At 65.8% G+C, this 26,253-nt stretch carries 25 protein-coding genes, 1 tRNA gene and 1 pseudogene; 7 read left to right on the top strand and 20 right to left on the bottom strand.

What is annotated here, in order from left to right:
• Window positions 1-38 precede the first annotated feature (38 nt).
• A tRNA-His gene (locus AB3347_RS21130) sits at window positions 39-114 on the top strand.
• A gap of 427 nt (window positions 115-541) precedes the next feature.
• Here AB3347_RS21130 and AB3347_RS21125 read toward each other — a convergent pair.
• A pseudogene (locus AB3347_RS21125) lies at window positions 542-730 on the bottom strand (peptidase dimerization domain-containing protein); the annotation flags it as partial.
• Window positions 731-1,041: 311 nt separating this feature from the next.
• Between AB3347_RS21125 and AB3347_RS21120 the strand changes: the two are divergent.
• Entirely contained in the window at window positions 1,042-2,634 is a 1,593-nt protein-coding gene (locus tag AB3347_RS21120; RefSeq protein WP_369093686.1) for a diguanylate cyclase, read from the top strand.
• Window positions 2,635-2,824: 190 nt separating this feature from the next.
• Here the strand turns inward: AB3347_RS21120 and AB3347_RS21115 are convergent, their stop codons facing one another.
• Window positions 2,825-3,034, bottom strand: a complete 210-nt coding sequence (locus AB3347_RS21115) for a cold-shock protein (protein WP_305821136.1) — start codon at window positions 3,032-3,034, stop codon at window positions 2,825-2,827.
• Between the two features lie 310 nt (window positions 3,035-3,344).
• Here AB3347_RS21115 and AB3347_RS21110 point away from each other — a divergent pair, with 310 nt between their 5' ends.
• Window positions 3,345-4,520: an ATP-binding protein gene (locus tag AB3347_RS21110; RefSeq protein WP_369093685.1), complete on the top strand. Its 1,176-nt coding sequence runs from the start codon at window positions 3,345-3,347 to the stop codon at window positions 4,518-4,520.
• A 174-nt stretch (window positions 4,521-4,694) separates the two neighbouring features.
• Here AB3347_RS21110 and AB3347_RS21105 read toward each other — a convergent pair whose 3' ends face one another.
• From AB3347_RS21105 to dusA, 4 genes are all read right to left on the bottom strand, one after another.
• Window positions 4,695-5,135: a hypothetical protein gene (locus AB3347_RS21105; protein WP_369093684.1), complete on the bottom strand. Its 441-nt coding sequence runs from the start codon at window positions 5,133-5,135 to the stop codon at window positions 4,695-4,697.
• A gap of 183 nt (window positions 5,136-5,318) precedes the next feature.
• The gene (locus AB3347_RS21100) at window positions 5,319-5,663 is read right to left on the bottom strand and encodes an energy transducer TonB (RefSeq protein WP_369093683.1); all 345 of its coding nucleotides are present in this window, start codon (window positions 5,661-5,663) and stop codon (window positions 5,319-5,321) included.
• Window positions 5,664-5,744: 81 nt separating this feature from the next.
• On the bottom strand, window positions 5,745-7,547 hold the full coding sequence (locus AB3347_RS21095) for a methyl-accepting chemotaxis protein (RefSeq protein WP_369093682.1): 1,803 nt from the start codon (window positions 7,545-7,547) through the stop codon (window positions 5,745-5,747).
• A 349-nt stretch (window positions 7,548-7,896) separates the two neighbouring features.
• Window positions 7,897-8,922, bottom strand: a complete 1,026-nt coding sequence (gene dusA / locus AB3347_RS21090) for a tRNA dihydrouridine(20/20a) synthase DusA (protein WP_369093681.1) — start codon at window positions 8,920-8,922, stop codon at window positions 7,897-7,899.
• 207 nt (window positions 8,923-9,129) lie between these two features.
• Here dusA and AB3347_RS21085 point away from each other — a divergent pair, with 207 nt between their 5' ends.
• The 3 genes from AB3347_RS21085 to AB3347_RS21075 all read left to right on the top strand — a co-directional run bounded on the left by AB3347_RS21085 (window position 9,130) and on the right by AB3347_RS21075 (window position 13,234).
• A complete protein-coding gene (locus AB3347_RS21085) occupies window positions 9,130-11,223 on the top strand; it encodes a tetratricopeptide repeat protein (protein WP_369093680.1) in 2,094 nt (697 codons plus the stop codon).
• A gap of 209 nt (window positions 11,224-11,432) precedes the next feature.
• Window positions 11,433-12,284 carry a flagellin gene (locus AB3347_RS21080; RefSeq protein ID WP_369093679.1) on the top strand — a complete coding sequence of 284 codons (852 nt, stop codon included), beginning with the start codon at window positions 11,433-11,435 and terminating at the stop codon, window positions 12,282-12,284.
• A gap of 98 nt (window positions 12,285-12,382) precedes the next feature.
• Window positions 12,383-13,234: a hypothetical protein gene (locus tag AB3347_RS21075; RefSeq protein ID WP_369093678.1), complete on the top strand. Its 852-nt coding sequence runs from the start codon at window positions 12,383-12,385 to the stop codon at window positions 13,232-13,234.
• Window positions 13,235-13,246: 12 nt separating this feature from the next.
• Here the strand turns inward: AB3347_RS21075 and AB3347_RS21070 are convergent, their stop codons facing one another.
• The 14 genes from AB3347_RS21070 to AB3347_RS21005 are packed head-to-tail and all read right to left on the bottom strand — an operon-like array spanning window position 13,247 to window position 25,545.
• Window positions 13,247-14,275, bottom strand: coding sequence for an aromatic ring-hydroxylating dioxygenase subunit alpha (locus AB3347_RS21070; RefSeq protein ID WP_369093677.1), 1,029 nt, complete (start codon window positions 14,273-14,275; stop codon window positions 13,247-13,249).
• A gap of 7 nt (window positions 14,276-14,282) precedes the next feature.
• Window positions 14,283-14,903 carry an acetyltransferase gene (locus tag AB3347_RS21065; protein ID WP_369093676.1) on the bottom strand — a complete coding sequence of 207 codons (621 nt, stop codon included), beginning with the start codon at window positions 14,901-14,903 and terminating at the stop codon, window positions 14,283-14,285.
• Entirely contained in the window at window positions 14,900-15,664 is a 765-nt protein-coding gene (locus AB3347_RS21060; RefSeq protein ID WP_369093675.1) for an SDR family NAD(P)-dependent oxidoreductase, read from the bottom strand. The genes AB3347_RS21065 and AB3347_RS21060 overlap by 4 nt, the downstream gene beginning before the upstream one ends.
• Window positions 15,661-16,728: a ketoacyl-ACP synthase III gene (locus tag AB3347_RS21055; RefSeq protein WP_369093674.1), complete on the bottom strand. Its 1,068-nt coding sequence runs from the start codon at window positions 16,726-16,728 to the stop codon at window positions 15,661-15,663. Before AB3347_RS21055 ends, AB3347_RS21060 begins: the two co-directional genes overlap by 4 nt.
• Before the next feature lie 2 nt (window positions 16,729-16,730).
• Entirely contained in the window at window positions 16,731-16,958 is a 228-nt protein-coding gene (locus AB3347_RS21050) for an acyl carrier protein (protein ID WP_369093673.1), read from the bottom strand.
• A complete protein-coding gene (locus tag AB3347_RS21045; RefSeq protein ID WP_369093672.1) occupies window positions 16,955-17,986 on the bottom strand; it encodes a ketoacyl-ACP synthase III in 1,032 nt (343 codons plus the stop codon). The genes AB3347_RS21050 and AB3347_RS21045 overlap by 4 nt, the downstream gene beginning before the upstream one ends.
• 1 nt (window position 17,987) lies before the next feature.
• Window positions 17,988-19,124: a DegT/DnrJ/EryC1/StrS family aminotransferase gene (locus AB3347_RS21040; protein WP_369093671.1), complete on the bottom strand. Its 1,137-nt coding sequence runs from the start codon at window positions 19,122-19,124 to the stop codon at window positions 17,988-17,990.
• A gap of 18 nt (window positions 19,125-19,142) precedes the next feature.
• On the bottom strand, window positions 19,143-21,245 hold the full coding sequence (locus AB3347_RS21035) for a flagellar biosynthesis protein FlhA (protein ID WP_369093670.1): 2,103 nt from the start codon (window positions 21,243-21,245) through the stop codon (window positions 19,143-19,145).
• A complete protein-coding gene (gene flhB / locus AB3347_RS21030) occupies window positions 21,242-22,381 on the bottom strand; it encodes a flagellar type III secretion system protein FlhB (protein ID WP_369093669.1) in 1,140 nt (379 codons plus the stop codon). The genes AB3347_RS21035 and flhB overlap by 4 nt, the downstream gene beginning before the upstream one ends.
• On the bottom strand, window positions 22,371-23,150 hold the full coding sequence (fliR, locus tag AB3347_RS21025; protein ID WP_369093668.1) for a flagellar biosynthetic protein FliR: 780 nt from the start codon (window positions 23,148-23,150) through the stop codon (window positions 22,371-22,373). Before fliR ends, flhB begins: the two co-directional genes overlap by 11 nt.
• 16 nt (window positions 23,151-23,166) lie before the next feature.
• Window positions 23,167-23,436, bottom strand: coding sequence for a flagellar biosynthesis protein FliQ (gene fliQ, locus AB3347_RS21020; protein WP_369093667.1), 270 nt, complete (start codon window positions 23,434-23,436; stop codon window positions 23,167-23,169).
• A gap of 31 nt (window positions 23,437-23,467) precedes the next feature.
• Window positions 23,468-24,253, bottom strand: a complete 786-nt coding sequence (gene fliP, locus AB3347_RS21015) for a flagellar type III secretion system pore protein FliP (protein WP_369093666.1) — start codon at window positions 24,251-24,253, stop codon at window positions 23,468-23,470.
• Window positions 24,250-24,618, bottom strand: a complete 369-nt coding sequence (locus AB3347_RS21010; RefSeq protein WP_369093665.1) for a FliM/FliN family flagellar motor switch protein — start codon at window positions 24,616-24,618, stop codon at window positions 24,250-24,252. The genes fliP and AB3347_RS21010 overlap by 4 nt, the downstream gene beginning before the upstream one ends.
• Window positions 24,619-25,545 carry a hypothetical protein gene (locus AB3347_RS21005; protein WP_369093664.1) on the bottom strand — a complete coding sequence of 309 codons (927 nt, stop codon included), beginning with the start codon at window positions 25,543-25,545 and terminating at the stop codon, window positions 24,619-24,621.
• 330 nt (window positions 25,546-25,875) lie between these two features.
• On the opposite strand from AB3347_RS21005, the gene AB3347_RS21000 reads away from it, so the two are divergent.
• Window positions 25,876-26,223, top strand: coding sequence for a flagellar hook-basal body complex protein FliE (locus tag AB3347_RS21000; protein WP_369093663.1), 348 nt, complete (start codon window positions 25,876-25,878; stop codon window positions 26,221-26,223).
• Window positions 26,224-26,253 lie beyond the last annotated feature (30 nt).

Genomic DNA, 26,253 nt, shown 5'->3' with positions numbered 1-26,253 from the left:
TCTGTCTCGGAAACAGCGAGACACAAAGCAAGACAATGGTGGCTGTAGCTCAGTTGGTAGAGTCCAGGATTGTGATTCCTGTTGTCGTGGGTTCGAGTCCCATCAGCCACCCCAAGAATTCAAGCAAAAAGCCCAGTCTCCGGACTGGGCTTTTTGCTTTCTGCATCGCGTGCCGGCGCTGCGTCGGTATCGGATCAATGCGCTGCGGCCGGCGGCGCCAGCCAGGCCAGCCCAAAAAAAATGGGCTGTGATTCACCGGAATCTTGTTGATTTCGCCGGCGGCCTTGGCTTTCGCATACACATCCGGATCGGTACCGCCGACGAACCAGAACATGGAAGGCGTTTCCCATGCGGTGCCGAAGGAGCCTAAATCCTCGCTTGCGGGCGCGGCGCCGACCTGGCGCACGCGCTCCGGATCGAAATACCGGCGAAACGCGTCGCCGACCCGCTTGCTGGCCTCGGCATCGTTGAAACCCAGCGGGTAATGGTCGAGGCTGGTGAACTCGGGCGGCCGTGGCGCGCCCGATGCGGCTGCCTCCGCGTTGGCAATGCGCTCGATGGCCGCCAGTACGCGCTTGCGCACGCCGCTGTCGAAGGTGCGTACGTTGAGCTTGATGACGGCAGTGTCGGGAATCACGTTTTCCTTGGTGCCCGCCTGCAGCGCACCGATCGTCACGACAGCGGACTCGTCAGCGGCAACTTCACGCGAGACGATGGTTTGCAGGCGCATCACCGTCGCGGCTGCCATGACGACGGGGTCGATACTGGCCAACACTGTTTCAGGAGGGTTTTCAGCTTGCGCATCCATTGTCGTCTCTCCGTGTCGTAAAGCAAGCCGGGCGCCTGGTCGGCACCGTCGCAGCCAGCTGTCGCATGCTAGCACTGTCACTACGGGGGAGTATGTACGCCGCGGCGAGCGACGGGGCGGCGCCCTGGGCGCCGGGTCGCGCAGCACCGCAGCATGCACTAGTGATCGACTTTTACATTCACCGTCGCTATCCTCGAAGTTCCGGCAACCTCGCCACCCACGTGGCACCCCCGATGACCCTACAGCCGCCTCCCAGCCCGATCACCCGCCTGACGGAAAAGAAGCGTCCCGCGGTCAGGTACGCGATCCGGATCCTGATCCTGTTCTGCGTGCTGCTGGTCGCGGCCCAGGGCTGGAGTGCATGGAGCGCGCGCGACAGCCGGCTGGCCGAGAACGCGTCGGCCACCTCGAACATGGCCGGGGCGCTGGCGGCCCAGGCCGAGAGCACGGTGCGGATCGTCGATACCGTGCTGGCCGGCGTGGTCGAGCGGGTCGAGCACGACGGCATCGCCTCCGCCGCGTCCGACCGCCTGAACAGCCACATGCGCAACATGGTGAAAGAGGTGAAGGAGCTGCACGGGTTGTTCGTGTATGGCGCCGACGGCAGCTGGCTGGCCTCCTCGCTCGAGCGCCCGGTGGTCGGCAACAACATCGACCGCGACTATTTCCAGCACCACCTCAGGAACCCGAGCCGCGATGTCTACATCGGCAAACCGATCCGCAGCCGGTCCACCGGTATCTGGGTGCTGCCGGTATCGCGCCGCATCGACCGTCCCGACGGCAGCTTCGGCGGGGTGGCGCTGGGCACCATCCAGATCGCCTTCTTCGCCAACCTCTACGAGAGTTTCGACGTCGGCCGCGAAGGCGTGGTGCTGCTGGCGCGCGACGACGGCACCCTGATCTACCGCCGCCCCTTCAGCGAACAGCAGATCGGCATCGACGTCTCGAACGGGCCGATCTTCCAGTCGATCCGTTCGTCCGGCCCGGTCGGCACCGCCATCCTGCGCTCGAACATCGACGGCGTGGTGCGCCTGTACGGCTACCGCCGGCTCGACAATCTGCCGCTGGTCGTCGCCACCGCCCAGTCCAAGAAGGAAATCCTGGCCGAATGGCGGCAATCGACACTGCTCCTGTCGGCGGCCACCCTGCTGGTGGTGCTGCTGCTGGCGGGCGTGGGCGCGCGCCTGGTGCGCCAGATCATCATCCGCGACGAGCTCGAGACCGAACTGCGTCTCGCGAAAAAGAACCTGCAAGAACGCAACCAGGAGCTGACGGTACTGGCCATCAACGACGGGCTGACCGGCATCGCCAACCGCCGCCATTTCGAGGAGGCCCTGCGGCTGGAACTGAAACGCGCCAGGCGCACCGGGGCGCCGCTGTCGCTGGTGCTGCTCGATATCGACTTCTTCAAGAAGTACAACGACCGCTACGGCCATGTGGCCGGCGACGACTGCCTGCGCCAGGTGGCGGCCGCGCTGCGCGCCACCCTGGTGCGCCCGACCGACCTGGCCGCGCGCTACGGCGGCGAGGAGTTCGCCATGATCCTGCCGGCCACCGGCCAGGTGGGCGCCCGCTACGTGGCCGAGCGCCTGCGCCTGGCCATCCTGGACCTGAACATCGCGCATGCCGACAATCCCCACGGGATCGCCACCATCAGCGCAGGCGTCAGCACCTTCCACGGCGCGCCGGGCGAGGACGACGATCCGGACGCCTTCGTCAGGCAGGCCGACGCCCTGCTCTACCGCGCCAAGGCGCAGGGCCGCAACCGGGTCTGCAGCGATCTCGACAATACTGACCAGGCGCCGGCGCCGCCGCTCGCAATGTGAGCTGCCCGTCCTGCGTGAAAGCCTGCGTCCAAAACGACAACACCCCACAAGTTGCTGACTTGTAGGGTGTTGTCGTCGCGCTCCCGGTCGCCGCCCGGAGTGAACCGAACGGCTTTCTTCGTTGCGCGTTTCCAGCCGCAGCCTCGCCCACGCTATCTGCGTGGTGCGCGCCGTCGATCAGGACCGCCGATTAAATGGCGCAAATATTTCCGGCCTTTTCGCCTTTGGGTCCGGTCGAGCGAACGAACGAAACACGCTGGTTTTCCGCCAGGCTTTTAAAGCCCTGCGATTGAATATCCTGGAAATGGGCGAACAGGTCGCCACCGCCTGCATCAGGCGTAATAAAGCCGAAGCCTTTCGAATCGTTGAACCATTTCACGGTGCCGGTTTGAGTAGTCATGTTGATTTCCTTTTGTTTGCATGGACAAAATTGTCCGGGGCGCACAATCGACCAAGAGAAGGAGTAACGGGAGGAAATCAAACGGGACTGCCAAAAGGCAAGACAGGAGAGAAAGACCAACAATAACAACGACTTGATGTAGTGCCAGACAGAAGATACAGGGCTTTCGCCAATTCGCCTAATTATTTCGGATTTAATTTCAGCAGTGTGTATTTATATAGAGTTTCAGTAAATAAAGAAAAACGGCTGTTATGATGCAGAAACCCACTCGACGCGAATCTCGCGAAATTGGGAATCACACAAGGCAATAATGAAGAAACAGCGACTGGACGTTTTCATCCGAGATAATCTGGAACCGATACTGCAGGCATGGGAAGATTTTGCCCGCACAATTGAGCCGCCGGCATTGACGATGGATGACACCGAGTTGCGCGACCATGCCCGCCAGATGCTGCTCGCCTTCGCCGCCGATTTGGCAACCCCGCAATCGGAGCACGAGCGCGCGGAAAAATCGAAGGGCCTGGGCAAACGGGAACACGGCGACACGGCTTCCGAAACGCATGCGGAAGCGCGCCTGCTGTCCGGATACACCGTCGTCCAGCTGGTATCCGAGTACCGCGCCCTACGCTCGAGCGTGCTGACGCTCTGGGCCGCCGACGCCCATGCACACCCCATCACCGACATGGCCGACGTCACGCGCTTCAACGAAGCAGTCGACCAGGCCCTCGCCGAGTCGGTCGCGCGCTACGAATCGCTGGTGAAGCAATCGCAGAACATGTTCCTCGCCATCCTCGGCCACGACTTGCGCAATCCGCTCGGTACCGTGGTGAGCGGCTCGAGCTTCCTCATGCAGGCAGTCGACATCCCACCGAAGTACATCCTGGTTGCCACGCGCATGTTCAACAGCGCCAAGCGCATGAGCAAGCTGATCAACGACCTGATCGACTTCACCCGCACCCACCTCGGCCCGGGTATTCCGATCCGCGTCAAGCTGGGCAGCATGGTGGAAATATGCGAAGAAGTCGTCAACGAGCTGCGCACCTTCCATCCGGAGAAAATGATCGAGCTCGCGGCTCCCCCGCAGCTGGACGCCATCTTCGACGACAGCCGAATCGCCCAGGCGCTGTCGAACCTGATCGGCAATGCGGTCCAGTACGGCAGTGCCGAGGTTCCGGTCCGGGTCCAGTTGACGACGCACGGTGACGATATCGCGATCACGGTCCACAACCAGGGCGCCCCGATTGCGCCCGACAAGCTGGCGAATATCTTCGACCCGCTGGTGCGCATCGCCGCCGGCGTCGGCGCCGACTATACCGAGCGCACCAGCCTCGGCATTGGCCTGTTCATTTCGCGTGAAATCGCCCATGCGCACGGGGGACAGCTTGGCGTTGCGTCGAACGCGGCCGACGGCACCACGTTCACCATGCGCCTGCCCCGTCTTCCCAAGGGGTTCCAGGGCGCCGCGGATGCTGCGCCGGGGGCGTGACAGCAGCCCGGGCGAGCACAAGGGTCCTGGCTTGCCTTGTGCCCGGCAGCCGCAGCGGTTCGCCGAAACGTGCCCGGCCTTCCGGTCGCTTCGGCCGGGCGCCGACGCGCCGGCTGCGCATATAAAAAAACCGCCTGCGATGCAGGCGGCTTTTACTGGGGTGCGATCCCGTACTCAGTAGCGGTTCGGATTGTTCGGACGGGCGTCGTGGCGGTTCGGGATGCCGTCGCCGTCGCGGTCGCGGTCGCGACCATTGCGGATGCCGTCGCCGTCGCGGTCGCGGCGGGCCATGCGGTGGTCGGCGCGGATCCAGCCGCCGCGGTCGAGGTACCAGCCGTTACGATCCTGGCGCCAGACCGGCTGCTGGTAGACGTAACCGGCGCGGACCCGCTCGTAGTGGCCGCGTTCCCACACGTAGCGGCGGCCGTTCCAGCTCCAGTAGCCCGGCACCCACTCATGGCCGCGGCGGGCGGCGGGAATCGACTCATGGCGCAGCGGCGGCGGCGCCTTGTGCACCACGATCACTTCAGTGCGGCCCTGGGCCTGGGCCTGGGCCGGCGCGAAGGCGGCGGCACTGATCAGGACAGCTGCGGTAGCGGCAAGAACGCTTTTCATGGTACTTCTCCTTTCGGTTGTGTTGGAACCACTATAGCCAGCCTCGACCGCGTACGGGAGGAATGAAAGAAGTTCTTACAATCGAAACATGCCGCCACGAAAATGTAACTGAGGTAGACAACAACGCCCGAAAACAAAACAGCCGGCGGATGCCGGCTGCTTCGGTCGGGAGGAAAAACCGGATCAGTCCAGCTTCCAGGCGTAGTCGACCTTGGCCCAGGTCTGGGCCGGTGCGCCATCCTTGGTGCCCGGCTTGAACTTGCACGAGGACAGGCCTTTCAGGGCTGCCTTGTCCAGGTTCTTGAAGCCGCTCGACTTCTCGAGCTTCGATTCGGCCACGGTGCCGTCGGCATTGACCAGGAAGGATGCCGAGGTGGTGCCCTGCTCTTCGTTCATCAGCGACGCTTTCGGGTACTCGACCGAGCACTTCTTCGGATCGAACGAAGCCGGCACTTCAGCAGCGAAGGTAGCGCCTGCGGCGGTGGCGAGGGTCATTGCAGCGATCAGTTTCACGGTCAGGTTTTTCATGGTTTCCCCAATAGGTTTCTAGGTTTTGTTTAAGGTTGCAGTCTCACTGCGTGCCGGCCCGCGGGCCGGCCTTCTTCTCTCTTAGAATTCTTCCCACTCGTCGCTGGCGACGGTGGCGGCCTTCTTCGGCTTGGCATCCGGCGCGGCCGGTGCTTCGCCCTTGGCGGCGGCCGGCGCCGGGTTCGATGCCGATGCTGCAGGCTTCTTCGCGGCCGGCTTCTTCAGGGCCGGTGCCGGACGCTTGACGGCGGCCGGGCGCACTGCCACGGCGGTGCCGGTGGCGACCGGAGCCGGCGCTTCCACCTGGTACTGCTCGCCCTCGCTCAGCTTGAAGATGCTGACGACGCGGGCCAGTTCGCTCGCCTGGTCCTGCAGGCTCTGCGCGGCGGCAGCGGCCTCTTCGACCAGGGCGGCGTTCTGCTGGGTCATGCCGTCCATCTCGATGATCGACAGGTTCACCTGTTCGATACCGGCGCTCTGCTCGGCGCTGGCGTTGGCGATTTCGCTCATGATGTCGGTCACGCGCTTGACGCTCGTCACCACTTCATCCATCGTCACACCGGCCTGGCCGACCAGCTTGCTGCCGCGTTCGACCTTCTCGACCGAGTCGCCGATCAGGGTCTTGATCTCTTTCGCTGCCGCAGCCGAACGTTGCGCCAGGTTGCGCACTTCCGATGCCACCACCGCGAAGCCGCGGCCCTGTTCGCCGGCACGGGCCGCTTCCACCGCGGCGTTCAGCGCCAGGATGTTGGTCTGGAAGGCGATGCCATCGATCACGCCGATGATGTCCGAGATCTTGCTGGCCGAGCTGTTGATCTCGCCCATGGTGCCAACCACCTGCGACACCACTTCGCCACCCTTGCGTGCCACGTCCGAGGCGGTTGCGGCCAGGGCGTTGGCTTGACGGGCGTTGTCGGCGTTCTGCTTGACGGTCGAGGTCAGTTCTTCCATCGCCGACGCGGTCTTCTCCAGCGAGCTGGCCTGCAGTTCGGTACGCGAGGACAGGTCGATGTTGCCGGCCGCGATTTCACGCGAGGCGGTGCCGATGGTCTCGGTGCCGCGGCGCACCTGTTCGACGATGCCGACCAGGCTGTTGCGCATTTGTTTCATTTCCACCAGCAGGCTGCCGCGGTCCGATTCTTCGGTCTCGATCGCGATCGACAGGTCGCCGTGGGCGATGCTGCCGGCGATCTTGGCGGTGTAGGCCGGCTCGCCGCCCAGTTGCTTGCGCAGACTGCGCGAGATCACCCAGGCTGCGGCCACGCCCATGGCGACGGCGGTCAGCAGCATGCCGATCATGAAGTTACGGGCATTGACGAATTCCGACTCGGCATCGGTCTTGCTCTGGGCGTTCTGCTTTTCTTCCAGCGCCGCCAGTTGGTCCAGGGCCTCGGTCCACTTCTTCTGCACCGGGCGCACTTCACGGATCATCACGCGGGTGGCGTCCATGGCGTTATTCGACAGGTAGAGTTCCGATGCCTTGGCGATAGCTGGCATGGCCGTGCCTTCGAATTCCTTGATCTGGGCCAGCAGGCCTTTTTCCTTGTCGCTGGCGTGGGTGGCAAACAGGGCCGACAGCTTCTTCTGGGCGTCGTCGTACTTGCGGGTCTGCTCCTTGAACTTGGCCAGTTCCGGCTCCATGTCGGCCGGGTCGGTCATCAGGGTCAGGACGCGCAGCGAGGCCACGCGGTCGCTGACGTTGTTGCGCATCTCGATCACGAGGCTGGTCGACACATTGCTCACGCTCACCACCTTGTCGAGGCGGTCCTGGATCTGTGCCATGCGCATGATGCCGACCACAGTCACCACGATGAGCAATACCAGTACCAGTGCGAAGCCGAGCGCAAGGCGGGTACCGACCTTCAAGTTATTCAAAAAAGACATTCCTGTTCATCCCTGTATCTATTGATCGAATTCGCCCGGTACCTGGCGCCGTGCGACGCGTCGCGTAGCCATCATTGGCTTACGTACATTTCCGACAGGATAAATCAAAAGTTCTGCCTGGAAACTCGAAATCGATTGTCGCATCCGAACTTGTTTCAGCTCAACAACGGTGTTGATTTCGTTCAACTTGCGGGGAGCGAAGGAAATTATGCGTTCACAATTGCCGGACGGCAAGCATTTCAGATCTTGACTATACAATTCCTGCAACAAAATGTATCAATTTGCCGACAAGAAACAAAAAGGCGTACCGGAGTACGCCTTTCGATAGAGGAAGCGGGCGCTTGCCCGCTCAGGCGGCGACCGGCATGCGCGCCGCGGCTTCCAGCAGCAGGGCCGGGTCGGCGCCCGCCAGCTTCTTCGGATCGGACAGCGTCTGGCGGAAGGCGCGCGCCCCCGGCAGGCCGGTCATGATGCCCAGCATGTGACGGGTGATGCTGTTGAGCTTGAGCCCGTGCTCGCGATGCAGGCGCAGCTGCTCGGCGATGTAGGGAGTCATGGCTTCCAGCACCTGCACCCGGGTTTTCACGGGCGCATCCAGGTCGCCGTAGAACAGGCGGTCCCAGCTCGCCATCACCCAGGGGTTATGGTAAGCCTCGCGGCCCAGCATCACGCCGTCCACGTGCTGCAGGTGCAGGGCGATCTCCTCGTCGGTCTTGATGCCGCCGTTGATGATGATTTCCAGGTCCGGGAACTCGCGCTTGAGCTGGTAGGCGACTTCGTAGCGCAGCGGCGGGATTTCGCGGTTTTCCTTGGGCGACAGGCCCTTCAGCACCGCGTTGCGGGCATGGACGATGAAGGTACGGCAGCCGGCGTCGGCGATGGTGCCGATGAAGTCGCGCACGAAACCGTATTCCTCGTTGTAGTCGATGCCGATGCGGTGCTTGACCGTGACGTCGACCGAGACCGCGTCGCGCATCGCCTTGACGCAGTCGGCCACCAGCTGCGGCTCTCCCATCAGGCAGGCCCCGAAAGCGCCCTTCTGCACCCGCTCGGACGGGCAGCCGCAGTTCAGGTTGATCTCGTCGTAGCCCCACTGCTCGCCCAGCTTCGCGCCCTTGGCAAGGTCCGCCGGGTCGCTGCCGCCCAGCTGCAGCGCCACCGGGTGCTCGACGGCGTCGTAGCGCAGGTGGCGCTCGACGTCGCCGTAGACCAGGGCGCCGGTGGTCACCATCTCGGTGTACAGCCAGGTATGGCGGGTGATCTGGCGATGGAACACGCGGCAGTGGCGGTCGGTCCAGTCCATCATCGGGGCTACCGACAGGCGGCGGCTCGGCAGGGAGGATGGGGTGGGGTCGATGCGATTCAGGGAACTCATGCGTGAAGTCGGAGGATGGCCGGCGCGCGCCGGAAAACCCGACATCATAAGCCAAAGCCGCCAATCCCGCCGACGCGGCTGCGCGCCGGATGAGGCAGCTTTGCCAACCCAGGCAAACTTTCTCGCCTTAAAAGCAACAAACCCAATACGCGAAGCGGCGAGTCGATCTACAATCGCGACTAATTTCCGTACAGAAACCACCCGCCAATGAACGTACTCCCCCGCTCCTCCGCCCAGGATCCGCTCGCGCAGCACCGTCGCGCCGTGCGCCTGAATCCGCGCGACGCCAATGCCCATGCCCTGCTCGGCCTGGCCCTGCTCAAGGCGCGCCAGCTCGACGAGGGCGTCGCCAGCCTGCAGCGCGCGCTGCAGCTCAACCGGAAACTGCGCGGCGTGCAGGGCGTGCTGGCCGCCGCCCTGTTCGACATGGGGCGCTATGCGGACGCCGCCGAGACTTACGAGAAGGCCTTGCGCTTCGATGACGGCGCCGACCTGCGCCAGGGCCTGGTCGATTCCCTGCTGCGCCTCGCCTCGACCCTGCACAAGGACAAGCAGACCGAGGAAGCCGTGGCCTGCCTGGAGCGCGTGCGCGCGCTCGACCCCGACAACCTCGACGTCCAGGTCGATCTCGGCAACCTGCTGTACCAGCTGCAGCGCCACGAAGAGGCGGCCGCCCACTTCCGCGCCGTGCTGGAGCGGCGCCCCGACCATCTGACCTCGCTGATCCGCCTGGCGCAGGCCGAGCGCGTCCTGAAGCGCTTCGGGGAGGCGCGCGAAGGCTTCGAGCGCGCGCGCGAACTGGCGCCGGAACGGCCCGACCTGATGGTCGACCTGGCCAATACCCTGCGCGCCGAAGGCAAGCTGCTGGAGGCCGCCGCCCTGCTGGAGCGCGCCTCCGCGCTGGCGCCCGACAGCGTCGAGCTGCTGCATGCGCAGACCGGCATCCGCTTCGCCCTGGGCGAGTGGGAAGAGGCCCTGCGCCTGGCACGCCGCGCCTTTGAACTGCAGCCCTCCGCGGCGGCCCACAGCGTGATGCTGTTCATCCTGAGCCATACCTGCCTCGACCCCGAAGAGCTGAACCGCGAGCACTTTGCCTTCGGCCAGCGCTGGGAGCCGGCGCTGCGCGCGCTGCGCCAGCCGCATGCCAACGAGCCCGATCCGCAGCGCAAGCTGCGCGTCGGCTTCGTCTCGGCCGACCTGTACGAGCATGCCGTCACCCGCTTCGTGGCGCCGGTATTCGACGCGCTGCGCGGGCACGAGCGCGTCGACCTGTATGTCTATTACAACAACAATATCCAGGACGGCATGACCGCCCAGTTGCGGGCCTGCACGGCCGGCTGGCATTCGATCGCCGACCTGGACGACGAGGCCGCCGAGCGCCTGATCCGCGAGGACGGCATCGACATCCTGGTCGACCTGTCCGGCCACTCGGCCCTGAACCGCCTGTCGCTGTTCATGCGCAAGCCGGCCCCGGTGCAGGCCACCTGGATCGGCTATGCCGGCACCACCGGCATGGAAGCGATGGACTATATTTTCTCGGATCCGTTCGTCACGCCCGAAGGCCGCTACGACGACCAGTTCACCGAACAGATCGTGCGCCTGCCGCTGGCCGCGCCCTTCCTGCCCGACCCCTACGCCCCGCCGGTGAACGAGCTGCCGGCCCTGCGCAACGGCCACCTGACCTTCGGCAGCTTCCACCGCGCCTCCAAGCTCAGCCGGGACGTGATCGCCCAGTGGTCGAAGCTGCTGCACGCCGTGCCGGACGCAAGGATGCTGCTCGGCGGCCTGCAGGCCGGCATCGACGACGTCCTGATCGACTGGTTCGCGCAGGAAGGCATCCCGCGCGAGCGCCTGCTGCTGCGCAACCGCGCCAGCGTCTACGAGTACCTGAAGCAGCACTACGACGTGGATATCTGCCTCAGCCCCTTCCCCTACAGCGGCTCGACCACGGTCGGCCATGCGCTATGGATGGGCGTGCCGACGCTGGCGACGGTGGGCGCCACCAACCCGAGCCATGCGGCAGTCTCCTTCATCGCCCACCTCGGCCTGCGCGACTTCATCACCGACAACGAAGACACCTACGTCAAGCTGGGCGTCTTCCTGTCGCAAAACATCCCGGCCCTGGCCGCCATGCGCGCCACCATGCGCGAACGCTTCGTCAACTCGGTGCTGGGCTACCCGGGCGTTACGGCGGCAGGCCTGGAGCATGGACTGCGCCTGATGTGGCAGCGCTGGTGCGCGGGCGACGCGCCGGCTCCGCTGCGGGTGCGCCTGTCCGACCTGGCGCCGCCGCAAGCGTAAGCGTTCGCTATCGACGCCGACACGCCGCCTCCGGGCGGCGTTGTCGTTTACAACAGTCTCGGCATGGCCATTTGGACATCGTTTCGCCAGTGCGAAAAATATTTTAAAGAATTTCCGTGCGGCACTTAATGCCGGATTGAAACTGGTCGCCCTGTACTTGTGAGAGCGAGTGACGCACTCGAAAACGAATCGAATCCTTAGGAGCCATCATGCTGAGCCTTCACACCAACAACGCTGCACTGTCCGCACAAAACTCGATCAGCCGCACCCAGAGCTCGCTGTCGACCTCGATGACCCGCCTGTCGACCGGCTACCGCATCAACTCGGCCATGGACGACGCCGCCGGCCTGCAGATCGCCTCGCGCCTGAAAGCCCAGACCTCGGGCATGGCCGTCGCCATGCGCAACACCCAGAACTCGACCTCGATGCTGCAGACCGCCGAAGGCGCGCTGGACGAAGTCAGCAACATGCTGGTGCGCATGAAGGACCTGGCCACCCAGGCTGCCGACGCCTCGTCGACCGCCGACGACAAGAAAGCCATGCAGTCGGAATACGACGCCCTGGGCCTGGAACTGTCGAACGTCCTGAAGAACACCACCTTCGGCGGCACCAAGCTGCTGGTCGGCGGCACCGTTGCTTCGTCGATGACCTTCCAGATCGGCGCCTCGTCGAGCGAGACCATGAGCGTCAACCTGGCCGCCGACATGTCGCAAGTCGTGTCGGACGTGACCTCGTCCACCGTCAACTACGCCGGCACCGCCGGCGGCACCGAACTGACCAGCGCTGCCAACGGCGCGATCACCAAGCTGGAAACCGCGCTGGCATCGGTCAACAAGGTCCGTTCGGGCCTGGGCGCCGCGGCCAACCGCCTCGAGCACGTGTACAACAACCTGTCGAACATCAGCACCAACAGCAAGGCCGCAGCCGGCCTGATCATGGACGTGGACTTCGCGACCGAGAGCGCGAACATGACCTCGAACCAGATGCTGCTGCAAGCCGGCACCGCCATGCTGAAGCAGTCGAACAGCATGTCGTCGATGGTCATGTCGCTGCTGCAGTAACGGTCTTCCTTCCGGTGTGATCGCTCCGGAATAGCCAAAGGCCAACCGCAGTCCCGGTTGGCCTTTTTTGTTTGATTCATCCCTGCCCGGCATCTACCATGGCCAGCATCGCTCCGCTCGTTCCCGCCCTTCCCGCGCTGACTCCGGTCACGCCTCCCCTTCGCAGCGGCGACCTGGGCGCGCTGCCGCCGGCCGTCGCCTTCGCCGCCGAAGCCGCCGAACTGGCGCTGCCGGCATCGCAGCCGCAAGCGGCGCCGCCCACGACCGGCGCCGCCGACCCGGCCGCGCTGCGCCCCGACCAGGTGTTTTTGGCGCGCCAGATGGCCTATGCCACGCCGGACGGCCGCAGCCTGGCGTCGAATTGGCGCGCGATGGTGCGCAACTACGGCGACCAGCAGGCGCGCCACGACCTGCTGGCGCGCGCCGGCATCCTCGCGCCGCTCCAGCTGGCCACGGGACAGCAGGGCCAGTCCGTGAGCAATCCGCAGGCCCAAGTGCAGCCGCCGCACGATGCCTGGCGCTTTACCGTGCATGCGGGCAGCCCGCGCGAACACCACCTCGCCGTCATGGCCGAACCGGCCGACACGCCGCCGGGCCGCCGCAAGCGCCCGCGCTTTGCCCTGCGCCTGGAACTGAGCCTGGCCGACGGCACGACGATGATCGTACAGGTCGAGCCGATGCCGGACGGGATCGCGCTGGAACTGTGCGCACCCGATGCCGCAGCGCTGGCGCGCCTGCGCGAGCTGCAAGCCGACCTGGAAAAGGCGGTGGCGCGTTCCGGCCTGCGGGTGGTGCGCTGGCGCTTTCGCGACACGCTCCCGCCGGGTAAACCGCATGCGCTCATGCCGGCCGGCGAAGCCGCCAACGCCCTCAGCCTGCCGGTGTTCCGCGCGCTGGCGGAACTGGCCCTGTTGCTGCCGCTCGCGCCGCAGGCGGATGCGCCCGCCTGAGGCGGCGCAGTATTACGGCCCGGGGCGCGCGGCCAGCCAGTCGCGGCACGACTGCCGAAAGTGCTCGATCTTGGCTTCGGAAGCCGCCGGGAACACCAGCGGCGCCGTGCTCCAGCTCGACTTCGGCACCAGCTGGCAGACCTGGTGGTCTTCCTCGAACACCTTGCGGTTGATGGCGGCGGTCGACGTGAACAGGGGCGCCAGCAGCTGCGCCGCCCGCTCGTTCGCCAGGTGGGTGCCGAGCAGGCGGCTGCTGAAGTGGGTGTTCTGTCCGTCCTGCGCCGGCAGGAAATGCTGCAGCGAGTACGAATACCCGAAGGTCGACGAGATCATCGTGAACGGGAACAGGTACACGCTCATGTAGCCTTCGTAGCCGTAGTCGATCGCGAAGTGGCGCTTCAGGCTGCGCAGCTGCTTGTCGACCCGCGCGTTCCCGAGCGGCGCGTACCATACCGAATTGCGCCCCAGGTACTCGTTGCTGCCGGCCTCCAGTTCGAGCATGCCCAGGGTCTCCGGGTGCACCATCGAGATGTGGTAAGGCTCGAGCGCGTTCTCGACGGCCACCGGCCAGTAGCAGCGGAAGCTGCCGGCGTTCAGGTCGAGCCGGTTGGCGATGTTGAAGCCGATGTTCTCCAGCAGTGCGGCCGCTTCGCCCAGCTGCTCGTACAGCGCCATGCGCGGCGCGATGCCGACGAACAGGAAGTCGCCGCACCAGTCCAGGCGGTAGGTGTTCAGGCGCGCGCGCGAGGTGTCGCAGCCGGCGAATTCCTCGGCCATCGGCACGATCACCCTGCCCTTGTCGTAGGTCCAGCCGTGGTAGCGGCAGGTCGCCGGCCCGTTGCCGGCCTCGCCGTCGAACATGCGCGCGCCGCGGTGCGGGCACAGGTTGTCGAAGGCGAGCAGTTCGCCGCTGTCGTTGAAGACGACCAGGTCGCCCAGCGGCGTCTGCATGCGCAGGTAGTCGCCCGGAACGGGCAGTTCATTGCGGTGGCAGGCCAGGTGCCAGTGCTCGCGGAACAGTCGTGCGTCGAAATCCTTCATGCCGGCTTCACAGTTTTTTCGCCGGGGCGGTGTACATGGTGGCGCCCTCCGGCACGCTGCGCATGACCGTGGCGCCGGCGCCGATGCGCGCGCCCGCGCCGACCTTCACCTTGGGCAGCACGCGCGCGCCGCTGCCGAAGAAGCAGGCCTCGCCTACCCGCACCCAGCCGGTCAGGTCGACGTGCGCGCTGAGGGTCGAATACGCGCCCAGGTCGACGTCGTGGCCGACGCTGGCCAGTGCGTTCACCGCGACGAAGTCGCCCACCCTGGCGTCGGCCGAGACCATGGCCTGCGGGCACACCACCACGCCCTCGCCCAGCTTCGCCGTGCGCGCCACCACGGCGCTCGGATGCACCAGCTGGGCGAAACGCGCGCCTTTCGACAGCAGGAGCGTGGCCAGCGCGCGCTTGGCGGCCGGATCGCCGACCGCCATCACCAGGCAATCGCTTTGCTGCGGCTGGAAGGCCTCGATTGCGCCGAGATAGTCGAGCCGGTAGTCGTAGCCGTCCAGCGCCGCCGCGCTGCTGTCGAGGAAGCCCGTGAACGGGGTGCCGCAGTCTTCGGCCCAGTTGATCAGTTCGCGGCCGAAGGCGCCGGCCCCGACCAGGATGTAACGCAGCGTATTCATTTGCACAGGTAGCCTCCGTCGATCACCATGCTCGTTCCCGTTACCCAGCGCCCGGCGGGGCCGAGCAGGAAGGCGGCCGCGTGGGCCACATCGTCCGGCTCGCCGAAGCCGAGCAGGTGGTGCTGTTCATAGGCTTCCATGGCCGGGGCGGTGCTGCCGCGCGCCAGGCGCTCGTGCATCGGCGTGCGCACTGCACCGGCCGCGATCGCGTTGACGCGGATCCCGCGCGGTGCGAATTCGCAGGCGAGCGAGCGCACCATGCCGTCGATGCCGGCCTTGGCCGCCGAGTAGGCCGCCATGCCGGCCTGGCCGGAGGCGCCCGCCACCGAAGACATGAACACCAGCGCGCCGCCATCCGTCATTGCGCCCTTGGACGCCATGGCGCGCGCGATGCCGAGGGCCGCGAACAGCGAGGCGCCCATCACGTCCTGGACCTGCTGCTGGCGCAACAGGCGCACCGGTCGGATGGCCTCGACACCGGCCGCATGAAAGACCCCTGCGAATGGGCCGTGCTGCCCGGCCAGCGCCTTGATCCAGTCGGCGGTGGCGTCCAGGTCCTGCATGTCGAACGTGGCAGCGAGGTGGCCGTTACCTTTTAGCGATGCCAGCGCTTCTTCGACGCGCGCGGCATCGCGTCCGGCGGCGATCACCCGGCCGCCGCAGGCCGCGATCAGCGCGGCGCTCGCGCGTCCGATGCCGGACGAGGCGCCGGTGACCAGGTAGGTGCCGCCGGCAAGGTAGTTGTCGGAATAAATCGTCATCGTTCGATGGTCTCGCAAACGCGCAGCGGCCCCAGCGCCAGCGAGGCGGAGGCCCAGGAATAGCCGACGCCGAAGCCGAACATGGCCAGCCGCATGCTGCCGGCGCGTAGTGCCGGGGCCAGCTCGCTCGTCATCAGGAGCGGGATCGAGGCCGAACTCGTGTTACCGAAGCGCTCGATGTTCATCGGCGTCTTCTCGAGCGGCAGCTTGGCCTTCTTGGCCAGGTGCTTGAGCATGAACAGGTTCGCCTGGTGGAACAGGAAGGCGCCGTGCGCTTCCATCGCGACATCGGCACATTCGAAGGTGCGCGCCACCAGCGGCGGCACCGCGCGCAGGGTGAAGTTGAAGATCTCGCCGCCATCCATGTAGAGCGCGTCGAGCTTGCGCCCGTCCAGGCGCGGGTCGCTGCCCGCAAGCGGGTCGCGGAAGGCGCCCTGGGGCACGATCAGGTTGTGCGCGCCGCGGCCGTCGGTGCCGAGGATGAAGTGGGCCACGTCGGCCGCATCGTCGGCATCCTTGCCGGCCTCGATCGCGGTCACGGTGCCGGCGTCGCCGAACAGCAGCGCGGTGGCGCGGTCCCGCGGGTCGACGATGCGGCTGATGGTGTCGCCGACCGCCAGCAGCACGCGGCGGGCGGCGCCGGTCTGCACCATCGACATCGCCAGCCACAGGCCGTAGGGATAGCCCGAGCAGCCCAGGTTGACGTCGAAGGCGATGCAGGCCGGCGAAGCGCCGAGTTCGGCCTGCAGGGCGCAGGCGGTGGCGGGCAGGCGGTAGTCCGGCGTCTGCGATACGAACAGGATGGCGTCGACCGAACCGGGCTCCCAGCCGAGCTTCTCCAGCAACTGCACTCCGGCCTCGCGGCACAGGTCGCGTGTGGTGACGCCGGGCAGGACCTGGCGGCGCGACTGCACGCCGATCAGCTTGACCACGTCGTCCACCGCCTTCTCGCCGAAGGCGGCGGCAAAGCCGCTGTTGTCCAGCGTCTGGCGCGGCACGCAGGAGACCACGCCGGCGATGTGCGCCCCGCGCGTGCGCGCTTCCCGTCCGATCGGGCCGCTCATGCTCAGCCTTTCGCCTTCTCGATCAGGGCTTCGATGTCGCCGATGGTCTTGCAGGCGGCCAGCGCAGTCCCGTCGAGCATCACGTTGAAGCAGTCGTCCACCAGGGCGATGGTCGAGACCAGCGCCAGCGAATCCCACTGGGCCTCGGCGCCGGTCAGGTCGAATTCCGGGGTGATCTGGGACGGATCGATCTCGAAGATCTCTGCCATCCCTTCGTAAAATTTGCTCATGCTTTGTCCTGTTCTAGAGTTAAGAGACACCCGGCCCATGAATAGCCTACGCCAAAGCCGAGCAACATCAAAGTTTTCTGTGTGGTGAAGCAGCCCTGTTCGCGCATCGCGACCAGCGCCAGCGGAATCGTCGACGACACCGTGTTGCCGCATTCCTCGACGTGGATCGGGAAGCGCGCCGGTTCCACGTCCAGCTTCTTGCGCAGCGATTCGAGCATGAAGCGGTTGGCCTGGTGCAGCACGAAATAATCGATCGCGCTCTTTTCCGTGTGCGCCTTGTCGAGCAGCGCGTGGGCCGCGCGCGGTACCTCGCGCAGCGAGAAGGCCAGCACGTCGGTGCCGGCCATGTACAAGTGGTCGCGCGAACGCACGTTGCCGGAGTCGTCGCTGTACTCGCGCGCCGATTCCTCCGAGCGCGGGTTGCGGAAGCCCCCGGTCTCGACCATCAGCTTGTCGCTGCCGCGGCCGTCGGTGCCGAACACGAAGGGGCCGATGGCCGGTCCGCTCCCCTCGCCCGCCACCACCGCGGTGGCGGCGGCGCCGTCGCCGAACAGCGTACGCACGCTCTTGTCGAGCGGGTGGATGTATTTCGAATAGGTGTCGGCGGTCAGCACCAGCACGCAGCGCGCCGCCCCGGTCTCGACCAGGCCGCGCGCCAGCGACAGGCAGTAGACGAAGCCCGAGCAGCCCAGGTTGACGTCGAGCGCGCCCGCGCTGGTACGGATGCCGAGTCGGTGCTGCAGCACGCAGGCGGTGGTCGGCAGCACGTAGTCCGGAGCCTGGGTGCACAGGATCACGAAGTCGACATCCTGCGGCGCCACCGTGCCGCGCGCGAACAGCGCTTCGGCCGCGCGCGCGGCCAGGTCGCCCGCGGTCTCTCCGGGAGCGGCGATGCGGCGGCTGCGGATGCCGGTCTTCTCGAAGATCTTGTCGGCGCTCCAGCCCGGGTACAGGCGGCCCAGTTCCTCGTTGTCGAGGATGGTGGCGGGCAGGTGGCCCGCGATGTCGGCGATCCGTGCGGTCGGCATGTCAGCGTGCTCCGGCTGGTGATACTTGGGGGTCGAGGATCAGGTCGATGATGCGCTGCTGGTCGTCTTCGGCCAGCCCCGGATAGATCGGCAGGCACAGCACCTGGTCGGCGGCGCGGCTCGCCACCGGCAGGTTCTCCGCCGCGGCCGACAGCATCCCGCGGTACATCGGGAAGCTCGAGATCAGCGGATAGAAGTAGCGGCGCGCGACGATGTCGTGCTCCTTCAGCAGCGCATGCAGCGCGTCGCGGCCGAGCGGATAGCCGGGACCAACCAGGATCGGGAAGTAGGAATGGTTGGCCGGGCCGCGTCCGGCCGGGCGCACGCAGGTGATGCCGGCCAGGCCTTCGAAGGCCTCGGTGTAGCGGCACGCCACCTTGCGCCGCGCCACCATCGCGGCCTCGACGCCCTTGAGCTGGAGCAGGCCGAAGGCGGCGTTAATCTCGCTCATCTTGCCGTTGATGCCGGCGGCGACCACCGTGGTCTCGTCGACGAAGCCGAAGTTCTTCAGGCGGTCGATGCGCTGCTTGGTGCGCGCGTCCGGGCTGACGATGGCCCCGCCTTCGAAGGTGTTGAACACCTTGGTCGCGTGGAAGCTGAGCACCGACAGGTCGCCGCAGTTCAGGATGCTCGCGCCGTCCTGCTCGACGCCGAAGGCGTGGGCGGCGTCGTAGATCACCTTCAGGTTGTAGTTGTCGGCGATCGCCTGGATCGCCCGCGTGTCGCACGGCTCGCCGTAGCAGTGAACCGGCATGATCGCGGTGGTGCGCGGGGTGATGGCCGACTCGATCTTGGCCGGGTCGAGGTTCAGGTTCACCGGATCGATGTCGACGAACACCGGCGTGATGCCGTTCCACAGCAGCGAGTGCGAGGTCGCGACGAACGAATACGGCGTGGTGATCACCTCTCCCGTGATGCGCAGTGCCTGCAGCGCGGTCAGGAGCGCCAGGGTGCCGTTGGCGAACAGGCTGATGTACTCGACGCCGAGGTGGCGGCACAGTTCCTGCTCGAGCTGCTGGTGGAAGGGCCCGCCGTTGGTCAGCAAGCGGTTGCTCCAGATCTGCTCGAGGTAGGGCGTGAACTCCTCCAGCGGCGGCAGCTCCGGTTGGGTCACGTAGATCGGTTGACGCTTGCTCATGATTGGCCTCGCTGTTGATCAACCCACCGTGCCGACGATCGACACGTCGCGGTTTTCCGGGATTTCGTTGTACGACAGGACGTGCAGGCCCGGGGCGAACAGGCGGGCATAGCGCGCCAGCAGCGGGCGCACCTGCGGCAGCACCAGCAGCAGCGGCGGGGTATGCTGCTGCTTCATCTGCTCGCGCGCCACCGGCATATTGATCTGCAGTTGCGACAACAGCTGCGGATCGATCGGGTAGTTGTCGAGCGCTACCTTGCCGCCGCCGTTCTGGCGCGCCTGGTTCAGGGAGCCGAGCAGCATGTTTTCCAGCTCGGCCGACAGGTTAAACGCCGGCATGTCCTTTTTCTTGCCGAACAGCCCGGCCACGATCTGGCGCCGCAGCGCGCAGCGCACTTCGGCCGCCAGCAGGATCGGGTCCTTGGTAGTCTCGGAGCTGTCCAGCAGCGTGGTGGCGATCACCACGATGTCCTTCAGCGACACGCCCTCCTGCAGCAGCACGCGGAACACGCGCAGCAGCTGGGTGTGGGTCAGCGCCTTCTCGAGCGCCGCCGCCAGCTTGGGCGACAGCGCCTGCAGGCGCTCGATGATCGCCGGCACGTCCTCGTGGCGGAACAGCTCGTGCAGGTACTCGCGCACCACCTTCGAGGCGTGGGTGGCGATCGCGCTCGGCACCTCGACCACCTGGTAGCCCAGGCCGAGCGCGTCCGCCTTCTGCTCCGGCGCGATCCAGGTGATCGCCATGCCGTAGGCCGGCTCGATGCCCGGGATGCCATCGAGTTCGCCGTACACGTTGGGCGACGGGATCGCCATCAGGTGCTCCGGCATCACCTCGGCCTCGGCCACCACCACGCCCGACAGGCTGATCGCATACTGCGAGGGACGCAGCGCCAGGTCGTCGCGCACGCCGATGCTCGGGACCAGCATGCCCATCTGCTCCGACAGGCTCTGGCGCACGCCCTTGATGCGCTTGGTCAGCGGCTCGCCCTGGGTCTTGTCGATCATGCCCACCAGCTTGTAGCCGACCGCCACCGTCACCGGCTGCACCACGGGCAGCGCCTGCCAGTCGAGTTCGGGCGCGCGCTCGTCGCGCAGCGCCGCCTCGATCGCGGCCACGCCGGCGTTGTCGGGGGCCTTGACGTTCTTGGTCAGTCTCCAGCCGACATAGCCCAGCACGCCCGCAAAGACGAAAAAGGTAATGGTTGGCATGCCCGGCACCAGGCCGAGGATGATCATCACGCCGGCCGCCGAGAACAGCACCGCAGGCTGGGCCAACAGCTGGCCGCCCACCTGTTTCTCGAGGTCGCCCGATTCGCCGATGCGGGTCACCAGGATCGCGGCGGCGGCCGACAGCAGCAGGGCCGGGATCTGGCCGACCAGGCCGTCACCGATGGTGAGCAGCGCATAGACCTTGGCCGCCTCGCCCAGCGGCAGGCCGTGCATCAGGGCGCCGATGGCGATACCGCCCACCAGGTTGATGATCAGGATCAGGATCGACGCGATGGCGTCGCCGCGCACGAACTTGGAGGCGCCGTCCATGGCGCCGTAGAAGTCCGCTTCGGCCGCTACGTCCTTGCGGCGCTGGGTCGCCTTTTCCTGGTTGATCAGGCCTGCGTTCAGGTCGGCGTCGATGGCCATCTGCTTGCCCGGCAGCGCGTCCAGGGTGAAGCGCGCCGACACTTCGGAGATCCGCTCCGCACCCTTGGTGACCACGATGAAGTTGATGATCATCAGGATCACGAACACCACCAGGCCGACCACGAAATTGCCGCCGATGACGACGTTGGCGAAGGATTCGATGACATGGCCGGCCGCGTCCGGGCCGGTATGGCCGTTGAGCAGCACCACGCGGGTCGAGGCCACGTTCAGCGCCAGGCGCATCAGGGTGGTCCCGAGGATCACGGTCGGGAACACCGAGAAGTCGAGCGGCCGCTTGGCCGTTACCGCCACCAGGATCACGATCAGCGCCAGCACGATGTTGAACGTGAACAGCACGTCCAGCAGCACCGGCGGCAACGGCAGCATGATCATGGCCAGCAGCGCGATCAGGAAGATCGGACCGGCGAACTTCTGGCGCCTCAGCTCCGAGACGAAGGCGTTGAAGTTGGTGGAAATACTCATGCGGGAACCTCACTCAGGTGAGATGGAACGACCACCTCGTTGGGGAACCGCGGGGGCGCCTGGCGCCGGCCTGCACGGAACGCGTTCAGTTGTAGGACGTAGTTCAGGACCTGCGACACCGCCCCGTACAACTGGGCTGGGATCTGCTGCTGGACCTGGCTGGTGTTGTAGATCGCGCGCGCCAGCGGCGGCAGCGACAGGGTCTCGACATGGTGCTCGCGCGCGATGCGCCGGATGTACAGCGCCATCTCGTCCACGCCCTTGGCGACCACGAACGGGGCTTCGGCGCGGTCGACGTCGTATTTCAGCGCCACCGCGTAATGCTCCGGATTGACGATCACGACGTCTGCCGTCGGCACGCTCTTGCGCACGCTGCGCTGGGCCAGCTGGTTCTGCAGCTGGCGGATGCGCTGCTTCACCTCGGGCCTGCCCTCGTTGCTCTTGTGTTCTTCCTTGATTTCCTGCTTGCTCATGCGCTGGTTTTTGGTGAACAGGAAGGCCTGCACCGGCACGTCGACCAGCGCGAACACCACGAACACCGCCACCATCGCGCCCAAGCCGTCCAGCATCAGCGAGGTGCCGCCGACCAGCGCGTCGCTCAGGGGCATGCGCTGCAGCTCGACATAGGACTTCATGCCGGAGCTCATCACGTGCCACAGCACCAGGCCCAGCACCACGGCCTTGGCGGCGGACGTGGCGAACCCGATCCAGTGCTTTTGCGAGAACAGGTTGCCCAGGTTGGTGATGGGGCTCAGGCGGCTGAACTTGGGCGCCATGTTCTTGCCGGACGCGACCCAGCCCCCCGGAATCACGCCGGCGGCGACGATCGCGGCCGGCACCGCCAGCAGCGGCAGCACCATCTTCACCAGCAGCGTCAGGGCGCCCGTGAACACCACCGACATCGCATTTTCGATCGCGCCGGCTTCGCCGAGCGGCACGAACACCAGCCGGAACAGCCCGCGGAAGGACTCCAGGTAGCCCGGCAGCAGCACGGCGAACAGCTTCAGGCTGGCCAGGATGCCGATCGCGGTCGCCAGATCCTTCGAGCGGACGACCTGGCCCTCCTGGCGCGCCTTCTTGAGCTTCTGCGCCGAGGGCTTTTCTGTCTTGTCGCCGCCGGTACCGTTATCGGCCATGCGCTATCCTCATCTGCTCCTGCAGCATCTCCAGGATCTGGTTGGTCATCGCGACGTAGTGTTCGGGGATGAAACGCACCACCTGCACCAGCATCAGCAGTCCGAAGATCGTCACCAGCGAGAAGCCCAGCGAAAACAGGTTCAAACTCGGCGCGACCCGGTTCAGGAAACCGAACCCGATCTGCACCACCATTGTCGAAAACACGATCGGCAGCGCCAGCAGCACCGCCGCCGAAAACACCCAGGCCAGGTTCAGCGCCACCGCTTCCAGCAGCAGCGGCCCGTAGCCCGCGCCTACCGGCCAGGCCTTGAAGCTCTGGCCCACCACGCCCATCAGCACCAGGTGGCCATCGATCCCGAAGAACACCAGGATCGCCAGCAGCGACAGCAGGCCGGACACAACGTCCGAGGCCTGGCCGTTGACCGGGTCGTTCATCTGCGCCATCGAAAAACCGACCTGGCTCGAGGCCAGGAAGCCGAGCATGCCGATGACGGCCATCGCGAACTGCAGCGCCAGTCCGATCACGCCGCCGATCACCGCCTGTTCGAACATCGCCACCACGCCGGCCAGCGAGAACGGGTCGGGCATGATAACGCCCTTCGTCACCGGCAGCATCATGAAGCTCAGCGCCACCGACAGCAGCGCGCGCACCGGTATCGGCACCGTGCCCTCGCCCAGCACCGGCGCGGTCGAGAGCATGGCCATGATGCGGCAGAACGGCCACCACAGGGCATTCATCAGCGGCAGCAGGAAGCCGACCAGCTCCATTCTTTCGCCGTTCCCGTCAGGACGCGAGCGTGGCCGCGCGCTGGAACACCGAGATGCAGTAATCCATCAGGGTGGACGTCATCCAGTGCCCCGCCAGGATAACCGCGGCCAGCGTCACCAGCAGGCGCGGCAGGAAGCTCAGGGTCTGCTCGTTGATCTGGGTCGCGGCCTGGAACAGGGCCACGATCAGGCCCATGACCAGGCCCGGCACCACCAGCACCAGTACCAGCAGCATCACGACCCGCAGGGCCTCGGCCACCAGGTCGACAGCGATATCGGGACTCATTGAATAAATTCTTTCGTTCGGTCGCTTGTGGCTAATAACCATGGATGCTGCCGACCAGCGTGTTCACGGTCAGGGTCCAGCCATCCACCAGCACGAACAGCAGCAGCTTGAACGGCAGCGAAATCACCAGCGGCGACAACATCATCATGCCCATTGCCATCAGCACCGAGGACACCACCAGGTCGATGATCAGGAATGGAATGAACAGCATCGCCCCGATCTGGAAGGCGGTCTTCAGCTCCGACAGCACGAAGGCCGCCAGCTTGACGGTGAAGCCGCGCTGTTCGGGCGCCAGGTTGGCCGGCTCGCCCGCCAGGTGCGCGACCTGGGCCAGCGAAGTCTTGCTGGTCTGGGCCAGCATGAAACGCGACACCGGCACCTCGGCGATCTTCAGCGCCTGCTCCAGGCCGATCTTGTCGCGGTCGTACGGCAGGAAGGCATCGCGCCACACGGCCTCGCCCACCGGGCGCATGACCAGCAGGGTGAGGATCAGCGCCATGCCGGTAATGATCCGGTTCGGCAGGCCCTGCTGCAGGCCGAGGGCCTGGCGCAGCAGCGACAGCACGATCACGAAGCGGGTGAAGCTGGTCATCATCATGACCATCACGGGCAGCAGCCCGAGCAGGGTCATCAGGACCAGGATCTGCGACTTGACCGTCAAGCCCTGGGTCGAGCCGGGAATCACGCCGGGCAGGATGCTCGCTCCCTGCTGCTGGGCCGCCGCAGGGAGCGCGCAGGCCAGCAGTCCGATCAACAGCGCACCGCCGAGCAGCGGCGCGGCGCGACGCACAGCGGCGCCGCGAACAGCCAACATCATGACGTCAGGGCATCCAGGTTCAGGCCGTCGAGGTCGATGACCTTCAGGCCGTACTGCTCGCCGGCGACCACGACTTCAGCGCGGCCGATCGGCGCGCCGTTCACCTTGATGACCAGCGGCTCGCCGGCCAGCGCATCGAGCGGCACCACCGAGGAGGGGCCGATCGCCATCAGTTCCTGCAGCGAGATGCGGGCCGAGCCCACTTCCAGCGTCAGGGTCACCGGAATGCGGCGCATCATCTGCGGCAACTGGCGCGCGGCGTTCTTGCCCGCGATCGCGGTGGCCGCTTCGACGCCGTCGAGGTCGTCGATGATCACGTCGCCCGCGATTTGGCCGCTGAGTTGATCGTTGAGGTTCATATCCATTTACTCGGCATCTTCAAAAGAGGTTAAACAGAGCTTTCCTTTGTGCTCGGCCACGGCGGCCGTGAACAGCCGCGATTCGTCCAGCAGCACGTCGGCGCGCCCGACCGACACCGGAATGATGTCGCCCACCTTCAGCTCGAACAGCGCGCCCAGCGTGGTTTTCTTGCTGACCAGGCGGCCGTTGAGCTTGACGAACAGGCCGGTGGACATGCCGTCGTTGCCGGCGCGCGTCGTGCGCACGTTGCTGCGCTCTTCCTTCAGGCCCTGCAGCACGTGCGACATCAGTTCCTGGTCCAGGCCGATCCAGCAATGGCTCTGCTGTTCGCCCGGGGAGTCCTTCGGTCCCTGCGTGGACAGGGTCACGCGGATCACCCAGCCGGCCTTGCCCGGCGCGCTGGCCGGGCCGGGAGCTTCGACCACGGCGGCATCCGCGCCCGGCACTTCCACGCCGACCGCCGCCAGGCCCTCGGCCACGCGTGCATGCAGCTGTTCGGCCAGCTGCGTGGTCAGGGTCGCCGCCAGCCGCTCCTCGGTCGCGGTCACGCGTTCGAGGCTCGGATCGCGCGGCGCACTGGGGGCGGCGTTCTTGCGACCATAGCGGCCTTCCAGCAGCCCCAGCAGCAGGCTGCGCTCGAACGCCACTGCGGCGGTGCCCAGCGGGCCCGCGACCGCCAGCCAGCGCAGGCCCTCCTCGTCGGGGGCGCGCTCGAAGGCTAGGCCGGCGAGGCGCCACGCGCCCCAGTAACGGCGTCCGCCCGGCCCGGCCATCGTCGTGCCAAGGGCATCGGCGAAACGGCGCGCGAACTTCGGCAGCAGGTGTACCGGACGCCCGAGCAGGCTGGGGTCGAGCACCTGGTAATCAGCCAGGTTTTTACCGGAATGACCGGCCTGGTCCTTGCGCGATCGGTCGATTGGATTCATCGGCATTGTTTATTGGTCACTGGGAAACAGCGAATGACTTTTTTTCATTCCTCAGGGAAACTATTATACATGGAGATTTACGCCAAAGACTTTGACATTCGCCTTTGATTTCCCACTTGCCCTACGGTAATATCTCTTCTATCGCAGCGCATCAACCGGCCTCTTCCCAGTACGTACGAGGGAGAACCCCAGCAAGGGGGCAAGAACAAAACGGCCGTTCGTAGACATCGATTTAACAAACTTCGCTCGTTATTGAGCCTTTAGTCGACAAAACAAGACACACTTTGTCGTCTCCACACAACAAGCGCACTACATCTTTTCGCACTGGATGACGTAATGGGAACTGAACTTGCCGGTCTGATCAAAGCTGACCTCGCCGCACTGACAAACGACGCCAACCGCCTTGCGATCGCCCCGGCCGTCGATTTCCCGGCCGGTGCCGCGTTTAACAATTCTCAAACTTCGTTCTCGTTTACCCAGACCATGAAGGATGCGATCGCCAGCGTGGACCAGGAAGACCGGGCCGCTGCCGACCGCATGGCGGCGGTGGATGCCGGCAAGAGCGACGACCTGGTCGGCGCCATGCTGGCCAGCCAGCAGGCCAGCCTGTCCTTCTCCATGCTCATGCAAGTACGTAACAAAGTCATGGGCGCGGTCGACGAACTGATCAAGCTGCCGGTCTGACCTCCCCGTTCAAGAAAGACGAAGAGAACC

Source organism: Massilia sp. X63 (genome assembly GCF_041023745.1).
In the GTDB taxonomy this organism is placed as follows: Bacteria; Pseudomonadota; Gammaproteobacteria; order Burkholderiales; family Burkholderiaceae_D; genus Telluria.
The sequence above is the reverse complement of the archived record's forward strand: the minus strand, read 5'-3'. Positions and strand labels throughout refer to the sequence as shown.

Coding starts and splice junctions, on each gene's coding strand:
- AB3347_RS21120 (WP_369093686.1), top strand. CDS start 1,042: ATGACCCTACAGCCGCCTCCCAGCCCGATCACCCGCCTGACGGAAAAG.
- AB3347_RS21115 (WP_305821136.1), bottom strand. CDS start 3,034: ATGACTACTCAAACCGGCACCGTGAAATGGTTCAACGATTCGAAAGGC.
- AB3347_RS21110 (WP_369093685.1), top strand. CDS start 3,345: ATGAAGAAACAGCGACTGGACGTTTTCATCCGAGATAATCTGGAACCG.
- AB3347_RS21105 (WP_369093684.1), bottom strand. CDS start 5,135: ATGAAAAGCGTTCTTGCCGCTACCGCAGCTGTCCTGATCAGTGCCGCC.
- AB3347_RS21100 (WP_369093683.1), bottom strand. CDS start 5,663: ATGAAAAACCTGACCGTGAAACTGATCGCTGCAATGACCCTCGCCACC.
- AB3347_RS21095 (WP_369093682.1), bottom strand. CDS start 7,547: ATGTCTTTTTTGAATAACTTGAAGGTCGGTACCCGCCTTGCGCTCGGC.
- dusA (WP_369093681.1), bottom strand. CDS start 8,922: ATGAGTTCCCTGAATCGCATCGACCCCACCCCATCCTCCCTGCCGAGC.
- AB3347_RS21085 (WP_369093680.1), top strand. CDS start 9,130: ATGAACGTACTCCCCCGCTCCTCCGCCCAGGATCCGCTCGCGCAGCAC.
- AB3347_RS21080 (WP_369093679.1), top strand. CDS start 11,433: ATGCTGAGCCTTCACACCAACAACGCTGCACTGTCCGCACAAAACTCG.
- AB3347_RS21075 (WP_369093678.1), top strand. CDS start 12,383: ATGGCCAGCATCGCTCCGCTCGTTCCCGCCCTTCCCGCGCTGACTCCG.
- AB3347_RS21070 (WP_369093677.1), bottom strand. CDS start 14,275: ATGAAGGATTTCGACGCACGACTGTTCCGCGAGCACTGGCACCTGGCC.
- AB3347_RS21065 (WP_369093676.1), bottom strand. CDS start 14,903: ATGAATACGCTGCGTTACATCCTGGTCGGGGCCGGCGCCTTCGGCCGC.
- AB3347_RS21060 (WP_369093675.1), bottom strand. CDS start 15,664: ATGACGATTTATTCCGACAACTACCTTGCCGGCGGCACCTACCTGGTC.
- AB3347_RS21055 (WP_369093674.1), bottom strand. CDS start 16,728: ATGAGCGGCCCGATCGGACGGGAAGCGCGCACGCGCGGGGCGCACATC.
- AB3347_RS21050 (WP_369093673.1), bottom strand. CDS start 16,958: ATGAGCAAATTTTACGAAGGGATGGCAGAGATCTTCGAGATCGATCCG.
- AB3347_RS21045 (WP_369093672.1), bottom strand. CDS start 17,986: ATGCCGACCGCACGGATCGCCGACATCGCGGGCCACCTGCCCGCCACC.
- AB3347_RS21040 (WP_369093671.1), bottom strand. CDS start 19,124: ATGAGCAAGCGTCAACCGATCTACGTGACCCAACCGGAGCTGCCGCCG.
- AB3347_RS21035 (WP_369093670.1), bottom strand. CDS start 21,245: ATGAGTATTTCCACCAACTTCAACGCCTTCGTCTCGGAGCTGAGGCGC.
- flhB (WP_369093669.1), bottom strand. CDS start 22,381: ATGGCCGATAACGGTACCGGCGGCGACAAGACAGAAAAGCCCTCGGCG.
- fliR (WP_369093668.1), bottom strand. CDS start 23,150: ATGGAGCTGGTCGGCTTCCTGCTGCCGCTGATGAATGCCCTGTGGTGG.
- fliQ (WP_369093667.1), bottom strand. CDS start 23,436: ATGAGTCCCGATATCGCTGTCGACCTGGTGGCCGAGGCCCTGCGGGTC.
- fliP (WP_369093666.1), bottom strand. CDS start 24,253: ATGATGTTGGCTGTTCGCGGCGCCGCTGTGCGTCGCGCCGCGCCGCTG.
- AB3347_RS21010 (WP_369093665.1), bottom strand. CDS start 24,618: ATGGATATGAACCTCAACGATCAACTCAGCGGCCAAATCGCGGGCGAC.
- AB3347_RS21005 (WP_369093664.1), bottom strand. CDS start 25,545: ATGCCGATGAATCCAATCGACCGATCGCGCAAGGACCAGGCCGGTCAT.
- AB3347_RS21000 (WP_369093663.1), top strand. CDS start 25,876: ATGGGAACTGAACTTGCCGGTCTGATCAAAGCTGACCTCGCCGCACTG.